Origin of the sequence: Roseospira goensis (genome assembly GCF_014197795.1) — a bacterium.
Lineage (GTDB): Bacteria > Pseudomonadota > Alphaproteobacteria > Rhodospirillales > Rhodospirillaceae > Rhodospira > Rhodospira goensis.
Map to the genome: position 1 here is coordinate 151,573 of NZ_JACIGI010000004.1, position 20,552 is coordinate 172,124.

General features: G+C 69.3%; 18 protein-coding genes. 6 read left to right on the forward strand and 12 right to left on the reverse strand.

From position 1 onward, the window contains the following. Window positions 1-93: 93 nt before the first annotated feature. Both trxB and GGD88_RS03645 read right to left on the reverse strand, forming a co-directional pair. Window positions 94-1,056 (reverse strand): thioredoxin-disulfide reductase, encoded by a 963-nt coding sequence (gene trxB, locus GGD88_RS03640; RefSeq protein WP_184431816.1) that lies wholly within the window; start codon window positions 1,054-1,056, stop codon window positions 94-96. A 194-nt stretch (window positions 1,057-1,250) separates the two neighbouring features. Further along, window positions 1,251-1,874: a peroxiredoxin gene (locus tag GGD88_RS03645; RefSeq protein ID WP_184431818.1), complete on the reverse strand. Its 624-nt coding sequence runs from the start codon at window positions 1,872-1,874 to the stop codon at window positions 1,251-1,253. A gap of 317 nt (window positions 1,875-2,191) precedes the next feature. Here GGD88_RS03645 and GGD88_RS03650 point away from each other — a divergent pair, with 317 nt between their 5' ends. The 4 genes from GGD88_RS03650 (at window position 2,192) to GGD88_RS03665 (ending at window position 6,278) form a co-directional block, all read left to right on the forward strand. Further along, window positions 2,192-2,680: an Lrp/AsnC family transcriptional regulator gene (locus GGD88_RS03650; RefSeq protein WP_184431819.1), complete on the forward strand. Its 489-nt coding sequence runs from the start codon at window positions 2,192-2,194 to the stop codon at window positions 2,678-2,680. A gap of 108 nt (window positions 2,681-2,788) precedes the next feature. Beyond that, entirely contained in the window at window positions 2,789-4,981 is a 2,193-nt protein-coding gene (uvrB, locus tag GGD88_RS03655) for an excinuclease ABC subunit UvrB (protein ID WP_184431821.1), read from the forward strand. Window positions 4,982-5,286: 305 nt separating this feature from the next. Beyond that, window positions 5,287-6,057: an SDR family NAD(P)-dependent oxidoreductase gene (locus GGD88_RS03660; protein WP_184431823.1), complete on the forward strand. Its 771-nt coding sequence runs from the start codon at window positions 5,287-5,289 to the stop codon at window positions 6,055-6,057. A gap of 50 nt (window positions 6,058-6,107) precedes the next feature. Then, window positions 6,108-6,278: a hypothetical protein gene (locus GGD88_RS03665; RefSeq protein WP_184431825.1), complete on the forward strand. Its 171-nt coding sequence runs from the start codon at window positions 6,108-6,110 to the stop codon at window positions 6,276-6,278. A gap of 45 nt (window positions 6,279-6,323) precedes the next feature. Here the strand turns inward: GGD88_RS03665 and GGD88_RS03670 are convergent, their stop codons facing one another. Further along, a complete protein-coding gene (locus tag GGD88_RS03670) occupies window positions 6,324-7,457 on the reverse strand; it encodes a glycosyltransferase family 2 protein (RefSeq protein ID WP_343056240.1) in 1,134 nt (377 codons plus the stop codon). Between the two features lie 194 nt (window positions 7,458-7,651). On the opposite strand from GGD88_RS03670, the gene GGD88_RS03675 reads away from it, so the two are divergent. Then, window positions 7,652-9,589, forward strand: a complete 1,938-nt coding sequence (locus GGD88_RS03675; protein ID WP_184431829.1) for a glycosyltransferase family 39 protein — start codon at window positions 7,652-7,654, stop codon at window positions 9,587-9,589. A gap of 34 nt (window positions 9,590-9,623) precedes the next feature. Here GGD88_RS03675 and GGD88_RS03680 read toward each other — a convergent pair whose 3' ends face one another. The 8 genes from GGD88_RS03680 to ssb form a co-directional block, all read right to left on the reverse strand. Continuing rightward, window positions 9,624-10,601, reverse strand: coding sequence for an Rpn family recombination-promoting nuclease/putative transposase (locus GGD88_RS03680; protein WP_184431831.1), 978 nt, complete (start codon window positions 10,599-10,601; stop codon window positions 9,624-9,626). A 61-nt stretch (window positions 10,602-10,662) separates the two neighbouring features. Continuing rightward, entirely contained in the window at window positions 10,663-11,160 is a 498-nt protein-coding gene (locus GGD88_RS03685) for a peptidylprolyl isomerase (RefSeq protein WP_184431833.1), read from the reverse strand. 58 nt (window positions 11,161-11,218) lie between these two features. Next, window positions 11,219-11,731, reverse strand: coding sequence for a pantetheine-phosphate adenylyltransferase (gene coaD, locus GGD88_RS03690; protein WP_184431835.1), 513 nt, complete (start codon window positions 11,729-11,731; stop codon window positions 11,219-11,221). A gap of 17 nt (window positions 11,732-11,748) precedes the next feature. Then, entirely contained in the window at window positions 11,749-14,541 is a 2,793-nt protein-coding gene (gene gyrA, locus GGD88_RS03695; protein WP_184431837.1) for a DNA gyrase subunit A, read from the reverse strand. 191 nt (window positions 14,542-14,732) lie between these two features. Continuing rightward, a complete protein-coding gene (locus tag GGD88_RS03700; protein WP_184431839.1) occupies window positions 14,733-15,173 on the reverse strand; it encodes a putative toxin-antitoxin system toxin component, PIN family in 441 nt (146 codons plus the stop codon). Between the two features lie 233 nt (window positions 15,174-15,406). Beyond that, window positions 15,407-16,264 carry a DUF6920 family protein gene (locus GGD88_RS03705; protein ID WP_343056241.1) on the reverse strand — a complete coding sequence of 286 codons (858 nt, stop codon included), beginning with the start codon at window positions 16,262-16,264 and terminating at the stop codon, window positions 15,407-15,409. After that, complete coding sequence (locus GGD88_RS03710) at window positions 16,261-16,902, reverse strand: TetR/AcrR family transcriptional regulator (protein ID WP_184431841.1); 642 nt, start codon at window positions 16,900-16,902, stop codon at window positions 16,261-16,263. Before GGD88_RS03710 ends, GGD88_RS03705 begins: the two co-directional genes overlap by 4 nt. Window positions 16,903-17,004: 102 nt before the next feature. After that, window positions 17,005-17,529 carry a single-stranded DNA-binding protein gene (gene ssb / locus GGD88_RS03715; protein WP_184431843.1) on the reverse strand — a complete coding sequence of 175 codons (525 nt, stop codon included), beginning with the start codon at window positions 17,527-17,529 and terminating at the stop codon, window positions 17,005-17,007. A 318-nt stretch (window positions 17,530-17,847) separates the two neighbouring features. On the opposite strand from ssb, the gene GGD88_RS03720 reads away from it, so the two are divergent. After that, entirely contained in the window at window positions 17,848-19,083 is a 1,236-nt protein-coding gene (locus GGD88_RS03720) for an ABC transporter substrate-binding protein (RefSeq protein ID WP_184431845.1), read from the forward strand. Window positions 19,084-19,160: 77 nt separating this feature from the next. On the opposite strand, the gene GGD88_RS03725 is transcribed toward GGD88_RS03720, so the two are convergent. Then, window positions 19,161-20,144, reverse strand: coding sequence for an EamA family transporter (locus tag GGD88_RS03725; protein WP_184431847.1), 984 nt, complete (start codon window positions 20,142-20,144; stop codon window positions 19,161-19,163). Window positions 20,145-20,552: the final 408 nt, after the last annotated feature.

Sequence of the window (20,552 nt, forward strand, 5' to 3'; positions counted from 1 at the left end):
CCGGTCGACGGGTCGAGATCAAGGCTTTCCGCACAGGCCCCTGCCCGGCCACCAGGTCACCGGACCCCGGCGGCCCCACGGACGTGACGCGGATCAGGCGGCCACCTCCTGCGCGGCGCTGTGCGCGACCAGGAAGCGGTCCGCCTCCAGGGCCGCCATGCAGCCGGTCCCGGCCGCGGTCACCGCCTGGCGGAACACGTGGTCCTGGACATCGCCGGCGGCAAACACCCCCGGCACGCTGGTGGCCGTGCTGTCGGGCTTGGTGAGGATGTAGCCGGTATCGTCCATGTCGATCTGCCCGGCGAAGAGGTCGGTGTTGGGCTTGTGGCCGATGGCGATGAACACGCCGTCCACGGCAAGGTCCGACACCTCGCCCGACGAGACGTCGCGCAGCCGCACCCCGGTCACCCCCGGCGGCATGCCCCCGCCCAGGATCTCGTCCACCACCGTGTTCCAGCGCACCTCGATCTTGGGATTGGCGAACAGGCGCTCCTGCATGATGCGTTCGGCGCGCAGGCTGTCCCGGCGGTGCACCAGCGTGACCTTGCTGGCATGGTTGGTCATGTAGATGGCCTCCTCGACCGCGGTGTTGCCGCCGCCGATCACCGCCACCTCCTTGCCGCGGTAGAAGAAGCCGTCGCAGGTGGCGCAGGCCGACACGCCGGTCCCGGCGTAGGTCTTCTCGCTCTCCAGCCCCAGCCACTTGGCGCTGGCGCCGGTGGCGATCACCAGCGTCTCGCCGATGTACAGGTCGCCGGAATCCCCCTTGCACACGAACGGGCGCTTGGACAGATCGGCCTCGACGATCACGTCGTCGAAGACGCGCGTCCCCACGTTGGCGGCCTGGGCGCGCATCTGCTCCATCAGCCACGGCCCCTGGATCGGATCCGCGAAGCCCGGGTAGTTCTCGACATCGGTGGTGATGGTGAGCTGCCCGCCCGGTTGCAGGCCCGCCACCATGATGGGCTCGAGGCTGGCGCGCGCGGCGTAGATGGCGGCGGTGCAGCCGGCCGCCCCGGAGCCCAGCACCAAGACCTTGGTTCGGTATTCAGCCATTGCAGATATCCTCTTGCGCCGCGCCGGCCTCCGCGGGGGGCGGCGGCGGCATGACGTCGGTGGACCCTTCTGGGCAAAAACCTTAATCAGGCGGCGGAAAGCGGTCAAAGGAAACGGGGCGCCCCCTCCGGAGCGCCCCGCCTGTTCGACTCCCGTCGTGTTCGCCCCACGACGGGCACGGGAATGCCGTCGCCTTACAGCGCCTCGGCGTGCTCCGACAGGAACTTGGCCACACCCTCGGGGGTCGCTTCCATGCCGGCGGCGCCCTTCTGCCAGCCGGCCGGACAGACCTCGCCGTGCTGGTCGTGGAACTGGAGGGCATCGACCATGCGCAGGGACTCGTCCACGTTGCGGCCCAGCGGCAGGTCGTTGATGACGTAGTGACGGATGGTCCCGGCCTTGTCGATCAGGAACGAACCGCGCAGGGCCACGCCGTCCGGCAGCAGCACGCCGTAGTCCCGGGCGATCTGCTTGGTCAGGTCGGCCACCAGCGGGAACTTGACCTGGCCGAGCCCCCCCTGTTCCGTGGGCGTCTTCTTCCACGCCAGGTGGGTGTAGTGGCTGTCCACCGACACGCCGACCACCTTGACCCCGCGGCTTTCGAACTCGGCAAGGCGATGATCGTGCGCCAGGATCTCGGAGGGGCAGACGAAGGTGAAGTCCAGCGGGTAGAAGAACACCAGGCCGTAGCTGCCGCTCAGGTAGGACTTCAGGTTGAAGGCCTCGTCGATGGTGTTGTCACCCATCACGGTCGGCGCGGTGAAGTCCGGCGCCGGCTTGCCGATCAGGTTGCCCACGGTCTCGACGGTATCAGTCATGCGGTACTCCTTCTGTCCCGAACGGGATGACGGTGGATGTGGGACGCACGGAACACGTCGCATCCCAGGGGTGCGGGAACGGACCCAGTGATATGTGAGAAGGGCGGCGGGCCTCAGATCGACCCCGCCCTGTTTAGAACGCTTCGAATATTGTTTATCGCATCTGCGAACGCAACCCCGAACCGCACCACGGTAAGCCATGTTGGCGGGGCGGCGGGAGGTGAGGCGGAGCCGCCGTTTTTCCATTGCGCCGCCACCGGAGCCCTTGTAATTTCATTTCGCAGACCCGCCTCCCACATCAGGACCCGACCCGCCGCATGCAACGCGTGAAACTGGACCATGTCGATCGGTCCATTCTGGCCGATCTCCAGGCCGACGGTCGCATGACCAACGTCGAGCTGGCCAAGCGCGCCGGCATTTCCGCGCCCCCGTGCCTGCGCCGGGTGCGGGCGCTGGAGGAGTCCGGGTTCATCAAGGGCTATCACGCCGAGATCGACCCTATCGCCCTGGGCTATCACGTGACGGTGTTCGCCCATGTGGGCCTGAACAGCCAGGCCGAATCGGACCTGAAGGCGTTCGAGGCCCTGGTCAACGAGTGGCCCGAGGTGCGGGAATGCCACATGCTGGCCGGGGAGACCGATTTCCTGCTCAAGATCGTGGCCCATGACTGGGACCACTATCAGCAGTTCCTGACGTCCCGCCTGACCGCCGCGCCCAACGTGGCGCACGTCAAGTCCGCGCTGGCGATTCGCAGCGGCAAGCTGGAGCCCGGCGTCCCGGTGGAGCGGCTCGACCAGGCGTCCTGAGGCGGGACCGCCCCCGGCCGGATCCCTGGCCGGCCCAGGACCTGACGCTTGCCCTGACGCTTGGCCCAACCCTTGGCCCACCCGGCGCGGGCGACTATCTTGTCCGGCATGACGACGACCGCCGCCCCCCTCCTGCTGCCGCTGTACGAGCGCCAGCCCGCCGGCCCGCGCGCCAGCTTCCGGCTGGCCTCGGACTACACCCCGTCCGGCGACCAGCCGACCGCCATCGCCGACCTGAGCCGCGGCCTGGGCGAGGGCGAACGCGATCAGGTGCTGCTGGGTGTCACCGGCTCCGGCAAGACCTTCACCATGGCGAAGGTGATCGAGGCCGCGGGCCGGCCGGCCCTGGTCATGGCCCCGAACAAGACGCTGGCGGCGCAGCTCTACGGCGAGATGAAACAATTCTTTCCCGAGAATGCGGTAGAGTATTTCGTCTCCTACTACGACTACTACCAGCCGGAAGCCTACGTTCCGCGCACCGACACCTACATCGAAAAAGACTCCAGCATCAACGAGCAGATCGACCGCATGCGCCACGCCGCGACTCGTGCATTGCTGGAGCGGCGCGACGTGGTCATCGTCGCGTCGGTCTCCTGCATCTACGGCATCGGCGCCGTCGAATCCTATGCCCGCATGGTGATTTCCCTGCGCAAGGGCCAGGAGATCGACCGCGACGCGCTGCTGAAGGGACTGGTCGAGCTTCAGTACACGCGAAATGATATTGCGTTCACCCGCGGGGCCTTCCGCGCCCGCGGCGACGTGATCGAAATCTTTCCGGCGCACTACGAGGACCGCGCCTGGCGCCTGTCCCTGTTCGGGGACGAGATCGAGGACATCGCCGAGTTCGATCCGCTCACCGGGGCGCGCACGGCCGGCCTGGACATGGTGACCGTCTACCCCGCCAGCCACTACGTGACACCGCGCCCGGCGCTGTCGCAGGCGGTCAAGTCCATCAAGGCGGAACTGAAGGACCGCCTGGCCGCGCTCCAGGCCGACGGTAAGCTGCTGGAGGCCCAGCGGCTGGAACAGCGCACCCTGTTCGACCTGGAGATGATCGAGACCACCGGGCACTGCAAGAGCATCGAGAACTACTCGCGCCACCTCACCGGCCGGCCGCCGGGCGCCCCGCCGCCGACCCTGTTCGAATACCTGCCCGAGGACGCGTTGCTGTTCGTGGACGAGAGCCACGTCACGGTTCCGCAGATCGGCGGCATGTTCAAGGGCGACTTCCAGCGCAAGAGCACGCTGGCGGAGTACGGTTTCCGTCTGCCCTCCTGCGTCGACAACCGCCCGCTCAAGTTCGAGGAGTGGGACGGCATGCGACCGCCATCGGTCTACGTCTCGGCCACCCCCGGCCCGTGGGAGCTGGAGCGCACCGGCGGCGTGTTCACGGAACAGGTCATCCGCCCCACCGGCCTGATCGACCCCGTCTGCATCGTCCGCCCGGTCGAGCACCAGGTGGACGACCTGCTGGCCGAGGTGCGCCAATGCGCCGCCAAGGGCCAGCGGGTGCTGGTCACCACCCTGACCAAGCGCATGGCCGAGGACCTGACGGAGTACCTCGCCGAGCAGGGCATTCGCGTGCGCTACATGCACTCCGACGTGGACACGCTGGAGCGCATCGAGATCATTCGCGACCTGCGCATCGGCGCCTTCGACGTCCTGGTCGGCATCAACCTGCTGCGCGAGGGCCTGGACATCCCGGAATGTGCCCTGGTCGCCATCCTGGACGCCGACAAGGAAGGCTTCCTGCGCTCCAAGACCTCGCTGATCCAGACCATCGGCCGGGCGGCCCGCAACGTCGAGGGCCGGGTGCTGCTGTACGCCGACACCCTGACGGAGAGCCTGCGCTACGCCATCGACGAGACCAACCGCCGGCGCGAGAAGCAGCAGGCCTACAACGCCGCCCACGGCATCACGCCCGAAAGCGTGCGCGCCCGCATCTCCGACGTGCTGGAGAGCGTCAACGAGAAGGACTATGTGACCGTCGCCCCGGGCCTGGCCGAGGAGCAGCACCAGATCGGCCACAACCTGCACAGCCACATCGCCGACCTCGACAAGCGCATGCGCGCCGCCGCCGCCGACCTGGAGTTCGAGGAGGCCGCCCGGCTGCGCGACGAGATCAAGCGTCTGGAGGCCATGGAGTTGGGCGTTCCGGCCGACGCCGGCGACGACGGGCCGCCCCCCAATCCCCTGTTGGCGTCTGTGCGCCGCGCCGAAGCGGAGAAAAGCGGCGGCAGCGCCAAGGGCAAGAAGACTCGCGGCAAGGGACGCACCAAGACCGGCCGGCCCTCGCGGTAGGGCGGATCGCACCGCCTCCGATCCGCCCGCGGGGGCAGGCTCGGTCCGTGACACCGCCCTCGTCTCGTCGCGAAATTCGTCCCGCAATCGCGCCGTCCCAGTCGGGACCCTGGCCGAACGTCGTATGTCGTCCCACCAGATTGCCCAGAGTCCCCTCAAATTGTAGGTATTTAAGAAGGGGCAGCCGGCTGGGGGGCAGTCGGGGGCCACCGAAACGACACAGTCTCGGTGCGCCCCGCCCTCTCTCCCCTGTCCATGTCCGTGGTAGGCTCCGCGCCGGTCGTTCACAGCCGGAGCCTCTGCCCGTGCCCCGCCGTCCCGATCCCCGTCACGTTCTCATCACCGGCGCCTCCAGCGGCCTCGGCGCCGCGCTGGCGACGCAATACGCCGAAGCCGGTGTGCATCTTTCGCTGTCGGGACGCGACGCGACCCGCCTGGCAGCCGTGGGCGATCGCTGCCGCGCGCGTGGCGCCGGGGTGAACATCGCGGTCGTCGACGTCCGCGACCCGGCCGCCACCGCCGCTTGGGTGCGAGCCGCCGACGACGCCCGTCCCGTCGACCTGGTGATCGCCAACGCCGGCCGCTCCGGCGGCACGGGCGGCGGCGCGGAGCCGGAGGCGCAGGCTCGCGACATCTTCGCCGTCAACCTCGACGGGGTGCTGAACACCGTGCAGCCGCTGGTGCCGGCGCTGCGGGCCCGCGGCCGCGGTCAGGTCGCGATCATGGCCTCGCTGGCGGGGTTCCGCGGCTTTCCGGGCGCCCCCGCCTACTGCGCCAGCAAGGCCGCCGTGAAGGTCTGGGGCGAGTCCCTGCGTGGCTGGCTGGCCGCCGACGGCGTGGCGGTCTCGGTCATCTGCCCGGGCTACGTCCGCACGCCCATGACGGCGGTGAACCGGTTCCCGATGCCGTTCCTGATGGATGCCGACCGCGCCGCCCGCCTGATCCGCCGGCGGCTGGCGCGCGATCACGGCCGCATCGCCTTCCCGTGGCCGATGGCCTTCGGCGCCTGGCTGGCCGGCACCCTGCCCGACGGACTGGTGGACCGGCTGACCCGGCGACTGCCGCGCAAGACGTGACGGCGGAATCCGCCACGCGTCCGGCACGCAGCGCGGGCTGGACGTCGAGCATGACCGCCTCCGGCCTGTATGGTCCGGACACCGCCGACCGGCTTCCCCCCGAGGTGCAGGAGATCGGTGCGGGGGCCTTCATCACCGGCGTCGCCCAGGCCCTGTTCGGAACCAAGAGCGGCCTCGCGACGCTGGGTCTGTCGGAGTACCGGCTCCCGGCAACGGCCTGAGAGCCGAGCCCTCGCACCCCTTCGCCTGGGCGGGCCACGAGGGGATCAGGTGGCCCCGGCATCCGAAGACGGCGGCGTCTTGCGCCGCGGCCGCAGCGGCCCCCAGGTGACGATCGCCGACACGCCGAAGTTCCACACCGAGCCAACCACGGCCCCGACGAAGCCGGCCAGCGCCCAATGCGCGCCGTTCCGGTACACCAGGTCAGCGACCTCGACGTTAACGACCGCCCCGATGGCGCACACCAGGTAGAACGACAGCAGGCCCCAGACGAACCCCAACCCCCGCAGCCGTCGGTCGCGGTAGGTGAAGGCGTTGTTGAGGGCGAAGTTCGAGGTCATGGCGACCACGGTCGCCGTGGCCTGGGACCACAGGAAGACCACCCCCGCCAGGTGCAGCATCACCCCCAGCACCAGCAGGTGCACGCCGACCCCCAGCAGGCCGACCAGGGCGAACAGGATGAACCGCACCGGAATCCAGCGCCCCAGCGTCTTGTCGGCGAGCAGCATCCCGAACTCCCAGATCACCTGACTGTCGAGCTTGCTTTCGCCGGCCTGGCGCTCCCGGAACGTGAACCCCAGTTCGGCGTAGCGCGGCACCCGCGGGCTGGAGGCGAAAATGTCCAGCAGGATCTTGAAGCCGGTGCCCGACAGGTCGTGGACCACCGTGTCCAACAGCTCCCGGCGCAGCATGAAGAATCCGGAGAGCGGATCGGTGAGCGGCGCCCCAGTGATGCGGTTCGCCAGGAAGTTACCGACCCGGCTGACCATCTCGCGCCGCGCCGAGGCCAGCCCGGCGGCACTGGCGCCCTCCGCGAAGCGGCTGGCGACCACGATCTCGCGATCCTCATCGCGGAGCAACGTCAGCATCCGCGGCAACAGCGTTTCGTCGTGTTGCAGATCGGCGTCCATCACCGCCAGGTACGGCGCGGCGGTGGCCAGCATGCCCTCGATGCAGGCCGACGACAGGCCACGCCGACCGACCCGGTGCAGGACCGAGACATTGGCGCGGTCCCGCGCCAGCCGGCGCAGCACGTCCAGCGTCCCGTCGGTGGAATCGTCATCCACGAACAGCACCTGCCAGCGTTCGCCGGCCAGGGTCCGGTCCAGCAGGGCCACCAGGGGCTCGATGTTGTCGCGCTCGTTGAGGGTCGGAACGATGATCGCCAGATCGTAGGGCACGGCAGGGGGCCTTCTCGGACCGCGTCGCGGCGGGGGCGGCCGGTCGCGGCCGCGTGGACTGGGCAGGTCGGGCGGGGCGGAAGCCCGGCGCATGTAGGCCGGTCGAGCCTCACGGGTCAAGCCGGCATTGCCCGCGCGCCCGGTCTGGAGTAGCACGGCACCTCCCGCCCGCGCCGCAACCCAAGACGGACCCCATGCCCAGCACCGCCGCGACCCCCAGCACGACCGCGACCGCCGACACGCCCCGGGCTTGGCTCGGTCTGCGCGATCCGGCCCGCGCCACGCTGGCCCTGATCCTGATCACCGCCGCGGTCCGGATCGGGCTCGGTATCCTGATGGACTTCGGCAACGGCGAGTCCTACTACCTCGCCAGCACCCGCGACCCCCACCTGAGCTATTTCGACCAGCCGCCGCTGTTCCTGTGGCTGGGCTGGGCCATGCTGGAACTGACCGGCAGCGACGACCCGGCGATCATCCGGCTGCCGTTCATCGCCCTGTTCGCCGGCACCACCTGGATGCTGTTCACCCTGACGCGGCGCCTGTACTCGGCCTGGGCCGGGTTCTACGCGGCCCTGTTCCTGAACATCTCCGCCGTGTTCACGGTCAGCGTCGGCGGCTGGTTCCAGCCCGACGGCCCCCTGATGCTGTTCTGGCTGCTGACCGCCTGGGCGCTGGCGCGGGTGATGCTGGATCCGGACCAGCGCGCGCGGGCCTGGGCCTGGTGGCTGGCGATCGGGCTGTTGCTGGGCCTGACCCTGCTGTCGAAGTATCACGCGGTGTTTCTGGTTGCCGGGGCCGGCCTGTACGCCCTCACCCAGCCGGGCCAACGGCACTGGATCCGTCACGGCGGCCCCTATGTCGCGCTGCTGATCGCGCTGGTGGTCGCCTCGCCGGTGCTGGTCTGGAACGCGCAGAACGATTGGGTTTCGTTCGCCTTCCAGGGCGGGCGTTCGGTGGAAAGCGCCGGCATCCGGCCCGAGTGGCTGCTGCGCAGCCTGGTCGGCCAGATGACCTGGCTGCTGCCCTGGGTGTGGCTGCCCCTGGTGTGGGTGTTCGCCGCCGCCCTGCTGCGCGGCCCGCGCGCCCCGGCCGACTGGTTCCTGGCCTGTCTGGCGCTCGGTCCCATTGCGTTCTTCACCCTGGTGGCCCTGTGGGCGCCGCTGGGCTTTCACTTCCACTGGCAGGCCCCCGGCTACCTCATGCTGTTTCCGCTGCTGGGGCGCCTGGCCGACCGCGGCCTGCACCGCCGGCCCCGGATCACGGGCACGTGGCTGACCGGCTCGGTGGCCGTGACCGCCGCGGTGATCGCCGTCCTGGCCAGCCATATCGCCACCAACTGGATCGCCCGCGTCGTCCCGTTGGAGAAGGACCCGACGCTGGAGGCGCTGGAGTGGCGCCTACTCCGCGATGACCTGACCGCGTTCGGCGTGCTGGACTGGCCCGGAACCTTCGCGGCCGCCACCCACTGGGTCGAAGGTGGCAAGGTGGACAGCGCCGTCGGCGGCGCGTTGCCGGTGGTGGTGCTCTCCGACGACCCGCGCAACCTCGCGTTCACCCTCGACCTGCGGGACGCCGAAGGCTGGGACGCGCTGGTGATGGGCACCGGCCACCGGTTGCGGGATCTGGAGACCCGTTTCGCCCAAAGCTTCGAGAGCCTGGAACCCCTGGACACGTTCCGGCTGACGCGCGGCCGCGACGTCGTCGTCACGGATGTCCAGGCATGGCTCGGCCGCGGCTTCTCCGTGCGGCACTGGGTCGACTTCGACGGCACCGATGCGGAGACCTACTTCGGTGACGGCTGGGGGGCCTTCGGCGGCGGCCCGGGCTCGCGCGCCATTGCCGCGGACCAGGCGACCTTGCGCTTCGACATCGAACCGCGCGTGCCCTACGGAGACCTGCGCGTGCGCGCCCGATCGACCAGTGGCCAGCAGACTCTGGCCCTGTCGTGGGAGGGCATGGCGGTCGGGCGCCTGGTCCTGCCCGATGACGGGTCACCGGTCGAACTGGCGACCGCCGTCCCGGCCGAACGTCGCGTCGGCCGGCACCAGGGCACCCTGACGCTGGTCCCGGAGCAGCCCGGTGTGGTCGTCGAACGGGTGATCCTGGAGCCCACGCGACGGCGCGCCGACTGACGGGACGGCGCAGGCGCGCCGGCCGCCGTCCCGCTCAGCGGTCCAGCGTGTCCCGGAGCGCCCGGATCTCGTCCACCGACAGGTCGACCGCGGCGGCGATCTGGTCTTCCGTGAGCACACCTAGGGCCAAGAGGTTGCGGGCAACCTGGCGCTTCGCCGTTTCGGCGCCTTGCACCCGGCCTTCCTGCAAGCCCTGTTCCAAGCCCTGTTCCAAGCCCTTCGCTAAGCCCTTCGCCAAGCCGTTCCGCCCGGCCTCCTCGAACCAGGTCTCAATGCGTTCCGCCAGCATGCTGTCGGCCTCCATGATGTCGGTGATCGCCTCCACCTCGCGGACATGGGACGCCGGAACCCGGCGCCTCAAGAGCCGCTTGACCCACAGGCCGAACGCGCGCCGCAACGCCTGCCGATCCGGGTCCCGCAGCAGCACATCGAGCGCCTGCAGCACACGGCGGACGTCCCCCGGTGTCCGGCTATGCTCCAACCGGAACAGCGCCTCGGACAGGTTGCGGACCGGACCATCAGGATGCAGCGCCAGCCGGGCCTCGTCCACGAGATGATACGTCAGGCGCGGCCGCGCCGGCTGCAGGCCGGCCGGCGGCTCCACGAAGCAGTCCTTGACGTCGACGGCGGCCGTCCAGGATGGACCGCCATTGTACAGCACAATCGGCAGGATGGGCGGCAGGCGGCCATCGTGAAGGGCGCGTCGCCGAACCAAATCCTGCGCCAGCAGCCCCATGTAAACCATGATCCGGATCGCCATCCAGGGATCGGGGCTACTCTGGAACTCCAGCAGCAGATAGACCCAGAGCCACCGATCTCCGATACGGACACGCCAGATCAGGTCGTCATGCCGTTCCTTCTCGTCATCGCTGACGAAACTGGCCTTCTCCGCCGCCAGCGTCGAGAAGTCCGCCGCCCGCACCCAATCACCGGGGACGAAACCGGTGATCAGGTCCCGAACCATCTCCGGGTGGGAGAACAGCAGCTTGTAGCCGGTATCGTGCGAGGCCATGCCCAGGCGCCTGTTCCGCCCGTCGCCTGAGGAGTCGCCGCGACTCGGCGTTCGGCCGACCTCACTCGTCGGCCATCACCCACATGCGGATGATCGCATCCGGATCCTCGACCTTGCCGTTGCGGGCGGAGGGACCGGTCTTGATGCCATCGACCGCCTCCATGCCGTCCACCACGGCGCCCCAGATGGTGTACTGGCCATCCAGGTGGGGGACATCGGCGAGACAGATGAAGAACTGGCTGTTGGCCGAGTTCGGGTTCTGCGTGCGCGCCATCGAGCAGGTGCCGCGCAGATGCTGCGCCTCCGAAGGCGGCGAGAACTCGGCCTTCAGGTCGGGCAGGTCGGATCCGCCCATGCCGGTCCCGGTCGGATCGCCGGTCTGGGCCATGAAGCCATCGATGACCCGGTGGAACACCACACCGTTGTAAAAGCCTCGGCGCGTCAGGGTCTTGATGCGCTCAACGTGGTTGGGCGCCAGATCCGGGCGCATCCCGATGGTGACCACGCCATCCTTCAGTTCCATCCGAAGGGTGTTCTCGGGGTCCAGGGCTTGGGCCATGCGTCCTGCCTCTCGGTCTGTCGGTCGGGGGGTGTCCGCCGGGGCGGCGGCCGGCACTTTAGCCCTGCTCGGCGAAGCGCTGCAACAGGCGGCGGTGAACGGTCGGCGTCACGAAGGCCGAAATGTCGCCCTGCAACCGGCCGATCTCCTTGACGAAGCGCGAGGAAATGAAGTGCGAACGCTCTGACGCCATCAGGAACACGGTCTCGACCGTGTTGTTGAGGCGTGCGTTCATGCCGGCCATCTGGAACTCATACTCGAAATCGGACACCGCCCGCAGGCCGCGGATGATAACCGACGCCTCCATCTCGACGGCGAAGTTGATCAGCAAGTTTTCGAACGCGCGCACCTCGATGTGGGTGGCACCGCCGATACCGTTCTCACGCACCGAATCCTCGACCATGGCGACGCGCTCTTCCAGCGAGAACATCGGCCCCTTGCCCGCATTGACCGCCACGGCGACGATCAGATGATCGACCACCCGGGTGGCCCGGCTGATGATGTCCAGATGCCCGATGGTCACCGGGTCGAAGGTCCCGGGGTAGACCCCCACGTGTCTGCGCACCGCCATGGCGTCGCGTTCTCCCCTCAGGACGCGGCCGAACCCGTGCCGTCCACGTCGTGGTCGCCGTCGCCGTCGCCCGCGTCGCCGTCCCCGGTCCCGCCATCGCCGCCGGTCTCGTCGGCAAGCGAGGCCGGGAGATGCGCCGCCGACACCACGACCTCGTCGGCGGCGGTGCGGAACAGGCGCACCCCCAGCGTCTTGCGGCTGGCGATGCGCACATCATCCAGCGGCATGCGGATGAGCTGGCCGGCATTGGTGATGAGCATGATCTGGTCCTCGGGCCCGACCGGGAACGAGGCCACCACGTTACCGTTCCGGGGCGACGTGTCGATGTTGATGATGCCCTGTCCGCCGCGCCCGGTGACGCGGTACTCGTAGGACGAGGTGCGCTTGCCGAAGCCGTTCTCGGTGACCGTGAGGATGAACGCCTCCATTTCGGCCATGCGCTCGAAGTCTTCGTCCGACAGCGCGCCGGGCTCGACCGCCTCGGCCTCCACGTCCGGGGCGTGATCCTCCCCGTTCTCCTCGTCCTCGGGCCGGCGACGCATCTGGTTGGCCCGCTTCAGGTAGGCCGCGCGGGTCGCTGGATCGTAGTCCGTGTGCCGCAGGACCCCCATGGAGATGACGCGGTCGCCCTGGGCCAGCTTGATGCCGCGCACCCCCGTCGATGTTCGGCCGGCGAACACCCGCACGTCGCCCACCGGGAAGCGGATGCACTTGCCGCCGTGGGTGGCGAGCATGATGTCGTCCGCGTCCGAACACGTGTTCACGCCGATCAGCGAGTCGCCGGGCTCCAGCTTCATGGCGATCTTGCCGTTCGCCATGATGTTCGTGAAGTCCGACAGCTTGTTGCGGCGCACATGGCCGGAGGCGGTGGCGAACATGACGTCGAGCGCGCTCCAGTCCGCCTCGTCTTCGGGCAGCGCCATGACGGTCGAGATGGTCTCGCCCTCGCCCAGCGGCAGCAGGTTGACCATCGCCTTGCCGCGGGCCTGGGGCGTGCCCTGGGGCAGACGGTAGACCTTCAGCTTGTAGACGATGCCGGCGGACGAGAAGAACAGGAGCGGCGCATGCGTGCTGGCGACGAACACCGAAGTCACAAAGTCCTCGTCGCGCATCGCCATGCCGGCGCGACCCTTGCCGCCGCGGCGCTGGGCGCGATAGGTCGAGAGCGGCACCCGCTTGATGTAGCCGGTGTTGGTGACCGTCACCACCATGTCTTCGCGGGCGATCAGGCTCTCGTCATCGACCTCGAAGTCGACGTCCTGCAACTCGGTGCGGCGCGGCGTGGCGAAGGCGTCGCGCACCTCGACCAGTTCGCCGCGCATGACCGCGAACAGCTTGTCGCGCGACCCCAGAATCGCCAGGTACTCTTCGATACGGGCGCCGATCTCGCGCAGTTCCTCGTGGATCTTCTCCCGCTCCAGCCCGGTCAGGCGATGCAGGCGCAGGTCCAGGATGGCGCGCGCCTGGACCTCGGAGAGGTGATAGCGCCCGTCCACCACCTCGCGACCGGGTTCGTTGATCAGCGCGATCATGGGCGCCACCTCGCCCACCGGCCAGGGCTCGGCCATCAGGCGCTCGCGCGCCGTCTGCGGATCCGGGGCGTTGCGGATCATCGCCACCACGCGATCGACGTTGACCACGGCCACCGCCAGGCCGGCCAGCACATGGGCGCGGTCGCGCGCCTTGCCCAGTTCATAGATGGTGCGGCGGCGAATCACCTCCTCGCGGAACGCGATGAAGGCACGGAGGATCTGCGCCAGGGTCAGCATCTCCGGCCGGCCCTGGTTGAGCGCCAGCATGTTGACGCCGAAGGTGGTCTGCAACGCGGTGTAGCGGTAGAGCTGGTTCAGCACCACGTCGGCCACCGCGTCGCGCTTGACCTCGATGACCACGCGCACGCCGGAGCGGTCGGACTCGTCGCGGATGTCCGAGATGCCCTCCAGCTTCTTGTCGCGCACCATCTCGGCCATCTTTTCGATCATGGCCGCCTTGTTCACCTGGTACGGCATCTCCGTGACCACGATCGCCTCGCGGTCGCGGGTCAAGGGCTCGATGCTGCATCGCGCGCGCATCACGATGCTGCCCCGCCCGGTCAGATAGGCCGCGCGGATGCCGGCCTTGCCCATGACCAGGCCGCCGGTCGGGAAATCGGGGCCCGGCACGATCTCCAGCAGGTCCTCGGCCGACAGGTCGGGTGTGTCGATCAGCGCCAGGCAGGCGTCGATCACCTCGCCCAGATTGTGGGGCGGCAGGTTGGTCGCCATGCCGACCGCGATGCCGCCGGCGCCGTTGACCAGCAGGTTGGGGAAGCGCGCCGGCAGCACCACCGGCTCGACCGAGTTCTCGTCGTAGTTCGGCTGGAAGTCGACCGTGTCCTTGTCGATGTCTTCCAGAAGCGCATGCGCGGCCTTCGACAGGCGGGCCTCGGTGTAGCGCATGGCCGCGGCCTTGTCGCCGTCCATGGACCCGAAGTTGCCCTGACCGTCGACCAGCTTCAGGCGCATGGAGAAGTCCTGCGCCATGCGCACCATGGCGTCGTAGATCGCGCTGTCGCCGTGCGGGTGGTACTGACCCATCACGTCACCGACGATGCGCGCCGACTTCCGGAACGGCCGATTGTACGTGTAGCCGTTCTCGTTCATGGCATAGAGGATGCGACGGTGCACGGGCTTCAGGCCGTCGCGCACGTCGGGCAACGCGCGGCTCACGATCACGCTCATGGCGTAATCGAGGTAGCTGCGCCGCATCTCGTCCTCGATGGTGACCGGCGAGATGTCGCTGTCGGAAGGGGTATCGGAGGGAGCTGTCACGGTCGGGTGTCGCCTGAAGGGTCACGGTCCGGCGGACCAAAATCCGGTCCTGCGGCCCAGCGTACACCCGACGGGCGCCGCTGGCCGGAACGGAACCACCGGACCGGACGCGGGAAGAAAGGGAGCCGGACCTTAGCAAATGGCGCCCCGCGCGGCAACGTGGGGGTCGCGGCCTCCGTCTCGCGGCCCGGTCACACCTGTCCGGCCGTCAGCCCCCGACGCTGGACCGCCACCACGAACGCGCGAGCGGAGACGATCCGAATCCCCCGAAAGGGGTCGAGCGCCAGAAGAGCCTTGTCGTTGGTGACGATCAGATCGGCGCGTCCGCTCAAAGCCAGGGCCAGGACGAAATCATCAGAAGGGTCCCTGCACGCCGTCACGGAGTGGGTAACCCGGATCCTTTCGGATGTCCTTCGAATGCCGTCGAAGAACTCCCACACTTCGCTGGAAGAGTACCTGTTGGACAGTTTCGAGAAGCACAGCACGGTCAGGAGTTCTGTCATCAGCATGTTCGAAACCAGCATCGTGCCGGTCTCGACCCCCATGCGGACAGCGACGGCGTTCACACTGTCCGGTCCGAGGAACATCCCGACCAGCACGCTGGTGTCGAAAACGTGGCGCAGGCCGGGCATCGCCCGATCCGAACGATTGCCTGGCCCCCACCGCGCCTGTGCGCGCGCCGCGTGACGGATCTTTGGCTGTCTTTCTCCGGTCATCCCGCTTGGTCTCTTGCGGTTGCCCCCTCACCACAAGTCTTGTGCTCCCGACGTGACACATCCGGACCCATGGGAAGGCCGCCGCACACTGGATCCGCCCGCTCGCCGAGGTCCGGGCAAACGGAATCACCGGTGTGACCCGCCGCCCCTCAAGGTCGTGTCACCCGGATCGCCGTGATGCGGCCGCGCCAGAACGGATAGGTCTCGCCCCCGGCCGCGCGGGCCACGGTGAAGGCGTGGGGGAGCCGCACGCCGTCCACAATCCGGTAGTCGTCGCGCGTCGCTACTTCGCCGGAGCCATGGTACGGCGTTGTCAGGTCGCCGTCCGCCTCGGCGCGGAACGCCACAAGGGCGCCGTCCTCCCGGAAGCTGGCGACCAGAGCGGTCTCCATGCCCCGCCACGTGGCCACAGCGCGGGCGTGGCGATCGTCCAAGGGCTCCCATCGCACCGGTCCGCCGGGCAGCAGGGCCATGGGATAGAGCGGGCTCTCGATCAGCCAGCGCCGCAGCGAGAGGCGGTCCAGCTCAGGCGAGCCGGTGAGATCGACGACACTGACCGTGGACAGGACCCGGGCGTTCATCGCCATGGAACCGTCCACATAGGCGTCATAGACACGCGCCCAGACGCCGGGGAGAAGCGGTGTGGTCGCGTCGAACACCAGGGCCGGCACGCCGGCCGCGGCGATCTGGCGGGCCGTGGTGGGCTCGAAGGCCGTGGCGCCGGGGCGGCGGAAGTCCCCCGCCATCGTCATCGTGACCGTCGCGGCCGCCGGCACCGGTCCGTCCGGGAAGGCGAACGCGATGTAGCGCCGCACCGGCGCCGGCAGAGCCTCCAGCGCCGCCGCCTGGGGCACGGGTGATGGCGTTGCGGCCCCCGCCTCGGCGACCCGGTCCCGCCAGGTGTCGATGGCCGTCTCCATGTGCTGGTGGTTCCAGGCGACGATGCCTGCGGCCAGTCCGAAGGCGGCGACCAGCGCTACACCGGCGCGGCGGACCAAGCGGCTCACGGGGCGCTCTCCTCGGCGCGGCCGCCGGCTCGGGTGGCGACGATGAACGCCATCATGGCGTCCACGGTCGCGTCGGCGGCGGCCAGGGGACTGGTGTCGGCGGTTGGCGCCCGCCCCTGCAGCAGCAGCGACAGCGCCCCGTGCAACGTGGACCACAGCGTGAAGGCGATGCGGTCGGGGTCGGCGCCAGGCAGATAACCCTCGGCCTGGACCGCGACCACCCCGGCGCGCAGGAAGTCGAGGGACTTCAGGCCCACGTCGCTCTCGAAGAGGGTACCGGCGAGCCCGCTGTCGCGGGGCGGATCGAACATCAGGCGGTAGAGGGCCGGGTTCTTCAGCGCGAACCGGGCATAGGCCCGCCCCCCCTCGCGCAGGCGCGCCAGGGCGTCCCCGCGGGTGCCCGCCCCAACGTCCATCTTCTCGGCGTAGAGCCACGCGAAGCCGGCGTCGTGCACGGCCCGCAGCAGCGCGGTCTTGTCGCGGAAATGGCCGTAGAGGGCCGGCGGGCGGCACCCCACCGCGGCGGCCACCTGCGCCAGCGTCAGATCGCGGGCGTCGCGATCCTCCAGCAGGCGGATCGTCTCCGAGATCGCCAGCGCGCGGATGTCGCGCGCCTGATCCTTGCGCGGTCGCGCCATGGACGGGCGTGCCTCCGGGACCATAGAAAACCGAACGTCATTAATTTAACAGCGTTCGGTTCCCTTGGCGACCGGTTTCATCGCATCGCCCGGCGCGGCGGATCAGAACGGGATGTCGTCCTCGGGGTCGCCCGGACCGGGCCCGGGCGGGCTCGAGTCCCAACCGCCGCCGCGACCCGACCCGCCGTAGCCGGCATCCGGCGGCCCGGCGTCGTAATCGCGGCCGCCGTTGCTCATGCCGCCGCCTGGGCCGCCACCCTGGCCGCCACCTCCACCGGCGCGGCTATCCAGCATGGTCATCTCGGCCCCCGGCCCCTGGAGCACCACCTCGGTGCTGTAGCGGTCCTGGCCGGACTGATCCTGCCATTTGCGGGTCTGGAGCGCGCCGCAGAGATAGACCTTCGAGCCCTTACGGAGATAGCGCTCGGCGATGTCGGCCAGCGGGCCGAAGATGGCGACGCTGTGCCACTCCGTGCGCTCGCGCCGCTCCCCGGTCTGGCGATCCTTCCAGGTATCGGTGGTGGCGACGCGCAGGTTGGCCACCTTGCCGCCGTTCTGGAAGGTGCGGCACTCGGGATCGCGGCCGAGGTTGCCGATCAGGATGACCTTGTTGACGCTGCCTGCCATGGGGAACTCCGGAGCCGTACCAATGCCTGTCCTGGCGGTCTCATAATCACTTCTGCGCGAGCCGCCGTCTGTCGCCCACTCTATCCGCGGCCGCGCCTGGGGGAAAGCCCTCTGCCTGGGACCGCATCGCCGGGTGGCGCCTCCATTACGACATGTCGCTCCCGTGCCGTCACACGAAAGATCGCTGCGGGATTGCCACGGGGCGCGCGCCTTCCCTATCTTCCCGGGGCTCACCATATCGGGCCAGGCGCGCGTCTCTTCAGTCACGCCGCGCCGCAGGACCAAGAACGACTCATCACATCACGGGGAAGCACGACCATGACGACGCGCAGCTTGACATCCCCCCTGAAGATCGCGGGCCCCCTGAAGATCGCGGGCCTCGCCACCGCAACGGCCATCGCCCTGGGCGCGGCCGCGCACGCCCAGGAGATCAAGATCGGCGCCATCGTGCCGATGACCGGCGACCTCCAGGCGTACGGCGAGACCACGCTGAACGGCATCCGCCTGGCGGAGAAGGAGATCAACGCCGCCGGGGGCGACATCTCCGTGGTCGTCGGCGACACCCAGACGGCACCGCAGGCCGGCGTCGACGCCGCGCAGAAGCTGGTCTCCGTCGAGAAGGTCAGCGGTCTGGTCGGCGCGCTCTCGTCCGGTGTCACCATCCCCATTGCGCAGTCGGTCTCGGCCGTGGTCGGCGTGCCGCAGATCTCGGGCGCGTCCACCTCCCCCGTCATCACGAACCTGGAGGACAACGACTTCCTGTTCCGCACCGTGCCCTCCGACGCCGGTCAGGGTGTCGCGCTGGCGCAGGTGACGCAGGAGCGCGGGATTGAGTCCGTGGCCATCATGTACGTCAACAACGACTACGGCAAAGGGCTCGCCGATTCGTTCCAGGCGGCCTTCGAGGCCCTGGGCGGCACGGTCACCCAGTCGGTCGGCTTCGAGAAGAACCAGGCCTCCTATCGCGGCGAGTTGCAGAACGCCGCCGACGGGGACGCCGAGCGCCTGGTCCTGATCGCCTATCCGGAAAGCGGCCAGACCATTCTGCGCCAGTCCCTGGAGGGTGGCCTGTTCGACAAGTTCATCTTCACCGACGGCCTGAAGGCCCCCGAGCTGGTCTCGGCCCTTGGCGCCGAGTACATGAACGGCACCTTCGGCACGACCGCCAAGGCGCTGGAGACCGAGGGCACCAAGCACTTCCACGAGGCCTGGGTCGCCGAGTACGGCGCCGAGTCCGACAAGCCCTATCACGACACCGCCTATGACGCCGTGCACCTGCTGGCGTTGGCGGCGGTCAAGGCGGGCGCCACCGATCCGGTTGCCGTGCGCGACGCCCTGCGCGACGTCGCCAATCCGCCCGGTGAGAAGGTCGGCCCGGGCCAGTACGCCAAGGCGCTGGAGCTGCTGAACGCCGGCACGGACATCGACTACGAGGGCGCGGCCGGCTCCCAGAACTTCGACTCGAACGGCGACGTCGCCGGGACCTTCGAGCTGTGGGAGATCAAGGACGGCAAGTTCGTCAGCGAACGCGTGTTCGAACCCAAGGCGATGTAGACCGTAGTGGTTGGCACGGCCGGCGCCAGTGGACCGCGCCGACCGTGCCAGTCCCCTGCGTGTCGACCGGTCGGCGTCTATTCCGAGGAGTCCACCGCCCCGGGACAGCGGCCGGCGGGGTTGCCCTCGGTGTCGGGCGCGTCGGTCTCCGCCGGGTCCGCTGCCCGCTCCGGGGCTTGTCCGCTCAGCGCCAGCCCCACGGCCAGCGCCGCCACGGCCAACCCGAACAGACCCTCGGGCGTCAGAGTCTCGCCAAACGCGAACCAGGCCATGACCATGGTGACGGGCGGTGACAGATAGGTGAGGCTTGCGACCCGCGAGGCGGGCATGCGCCGCAGCAGCATGAACATGACCGCATAGGCCGCCAGCGACACGACCAGCGCGAGCCAGACGACGGCGAAGATGAACTGGCCGTTCCAGTCCGCCGCCAGCCCCTCCAGCCCCACCGCGAGCGGGCCGAGCACGACCACAGACGCCAGGCCGTGCAGGAACGTCACGAACAGGATCGGCGGCCTTTCTTCCCCGTCGACGGTCGCGCCGCGGTCGAGCAGCGAGGCCACCGTGATGGCCAGCACGGCCAGGAACGGCAACAGGTGCGCGGCCACCGACCCGCCCAGGCTGATCCCGTCTCCGATCACGATCGCCACCGCGACCAAACCGAGGACAAGCCCCACCCATTCGCGCCGACTGACCTGCTCCCCGGTCATCCGGGCCGACAGGCTCCCGGTCAGCAGGGGCTGCAACGCGGTGATGAAGGCGGCCAGACCGGCCGACAGCCCCAATTCGATGGAGCCCAGGACGGGCGCAAGCCACCCGGCATGCGCCAGGGCGCCCACGACGGCGTGACGCGCCAGATCGCGCTTCGCGAGCCGGAACCACCGCCACTGCCCCGCCAGCGTGACCAGGGCGGCCAGGACGACGACCACGACCACGTAGCGCCAGAACAGGATGGTGAAGGTTCCGGCGTGGTCCAGGCCATACTTGGCCCCGACGAACCCCGAACTCCACAGGATAACGAACAGCGCGCCGAGCGCGGGCAACGCCGGAATCCGTGCCGTCACTGCACCCCTCCTTGACCCAGTCTCCTCCGGAGAACAGCCGGACCGGCCGCCACGTTCCATGGCCATGTGCTCGGGCGCGCCGAGGGCTGGGCCGCCGGCGCGCGCCCGGCCCGTGCCCGGCCTCTGGATCGGAGCCCGAAGGCGTGCGGCGTCACCGCCCTCACCTGGGCGGCGACAGCGGCGGCGACAAGGGCGGCGACAAGGGCGGCAACAGGGCCGGGCACGAGGCCCCACAGGGATAGCCCACAGGAAAGCGGCGCGTCGGGTCTCCCCGGCGCGCCGTTTTCATTGGTCGGATACACGGGTGGGAACGGCCGGGCGGCGGCTCCCCAAAGGACAGGCGCCCCACCCGATCCGGTCCTCGTCCTGGCCGGCCTTGATCCTGACTCGTCAGGATCAAGGCCATGA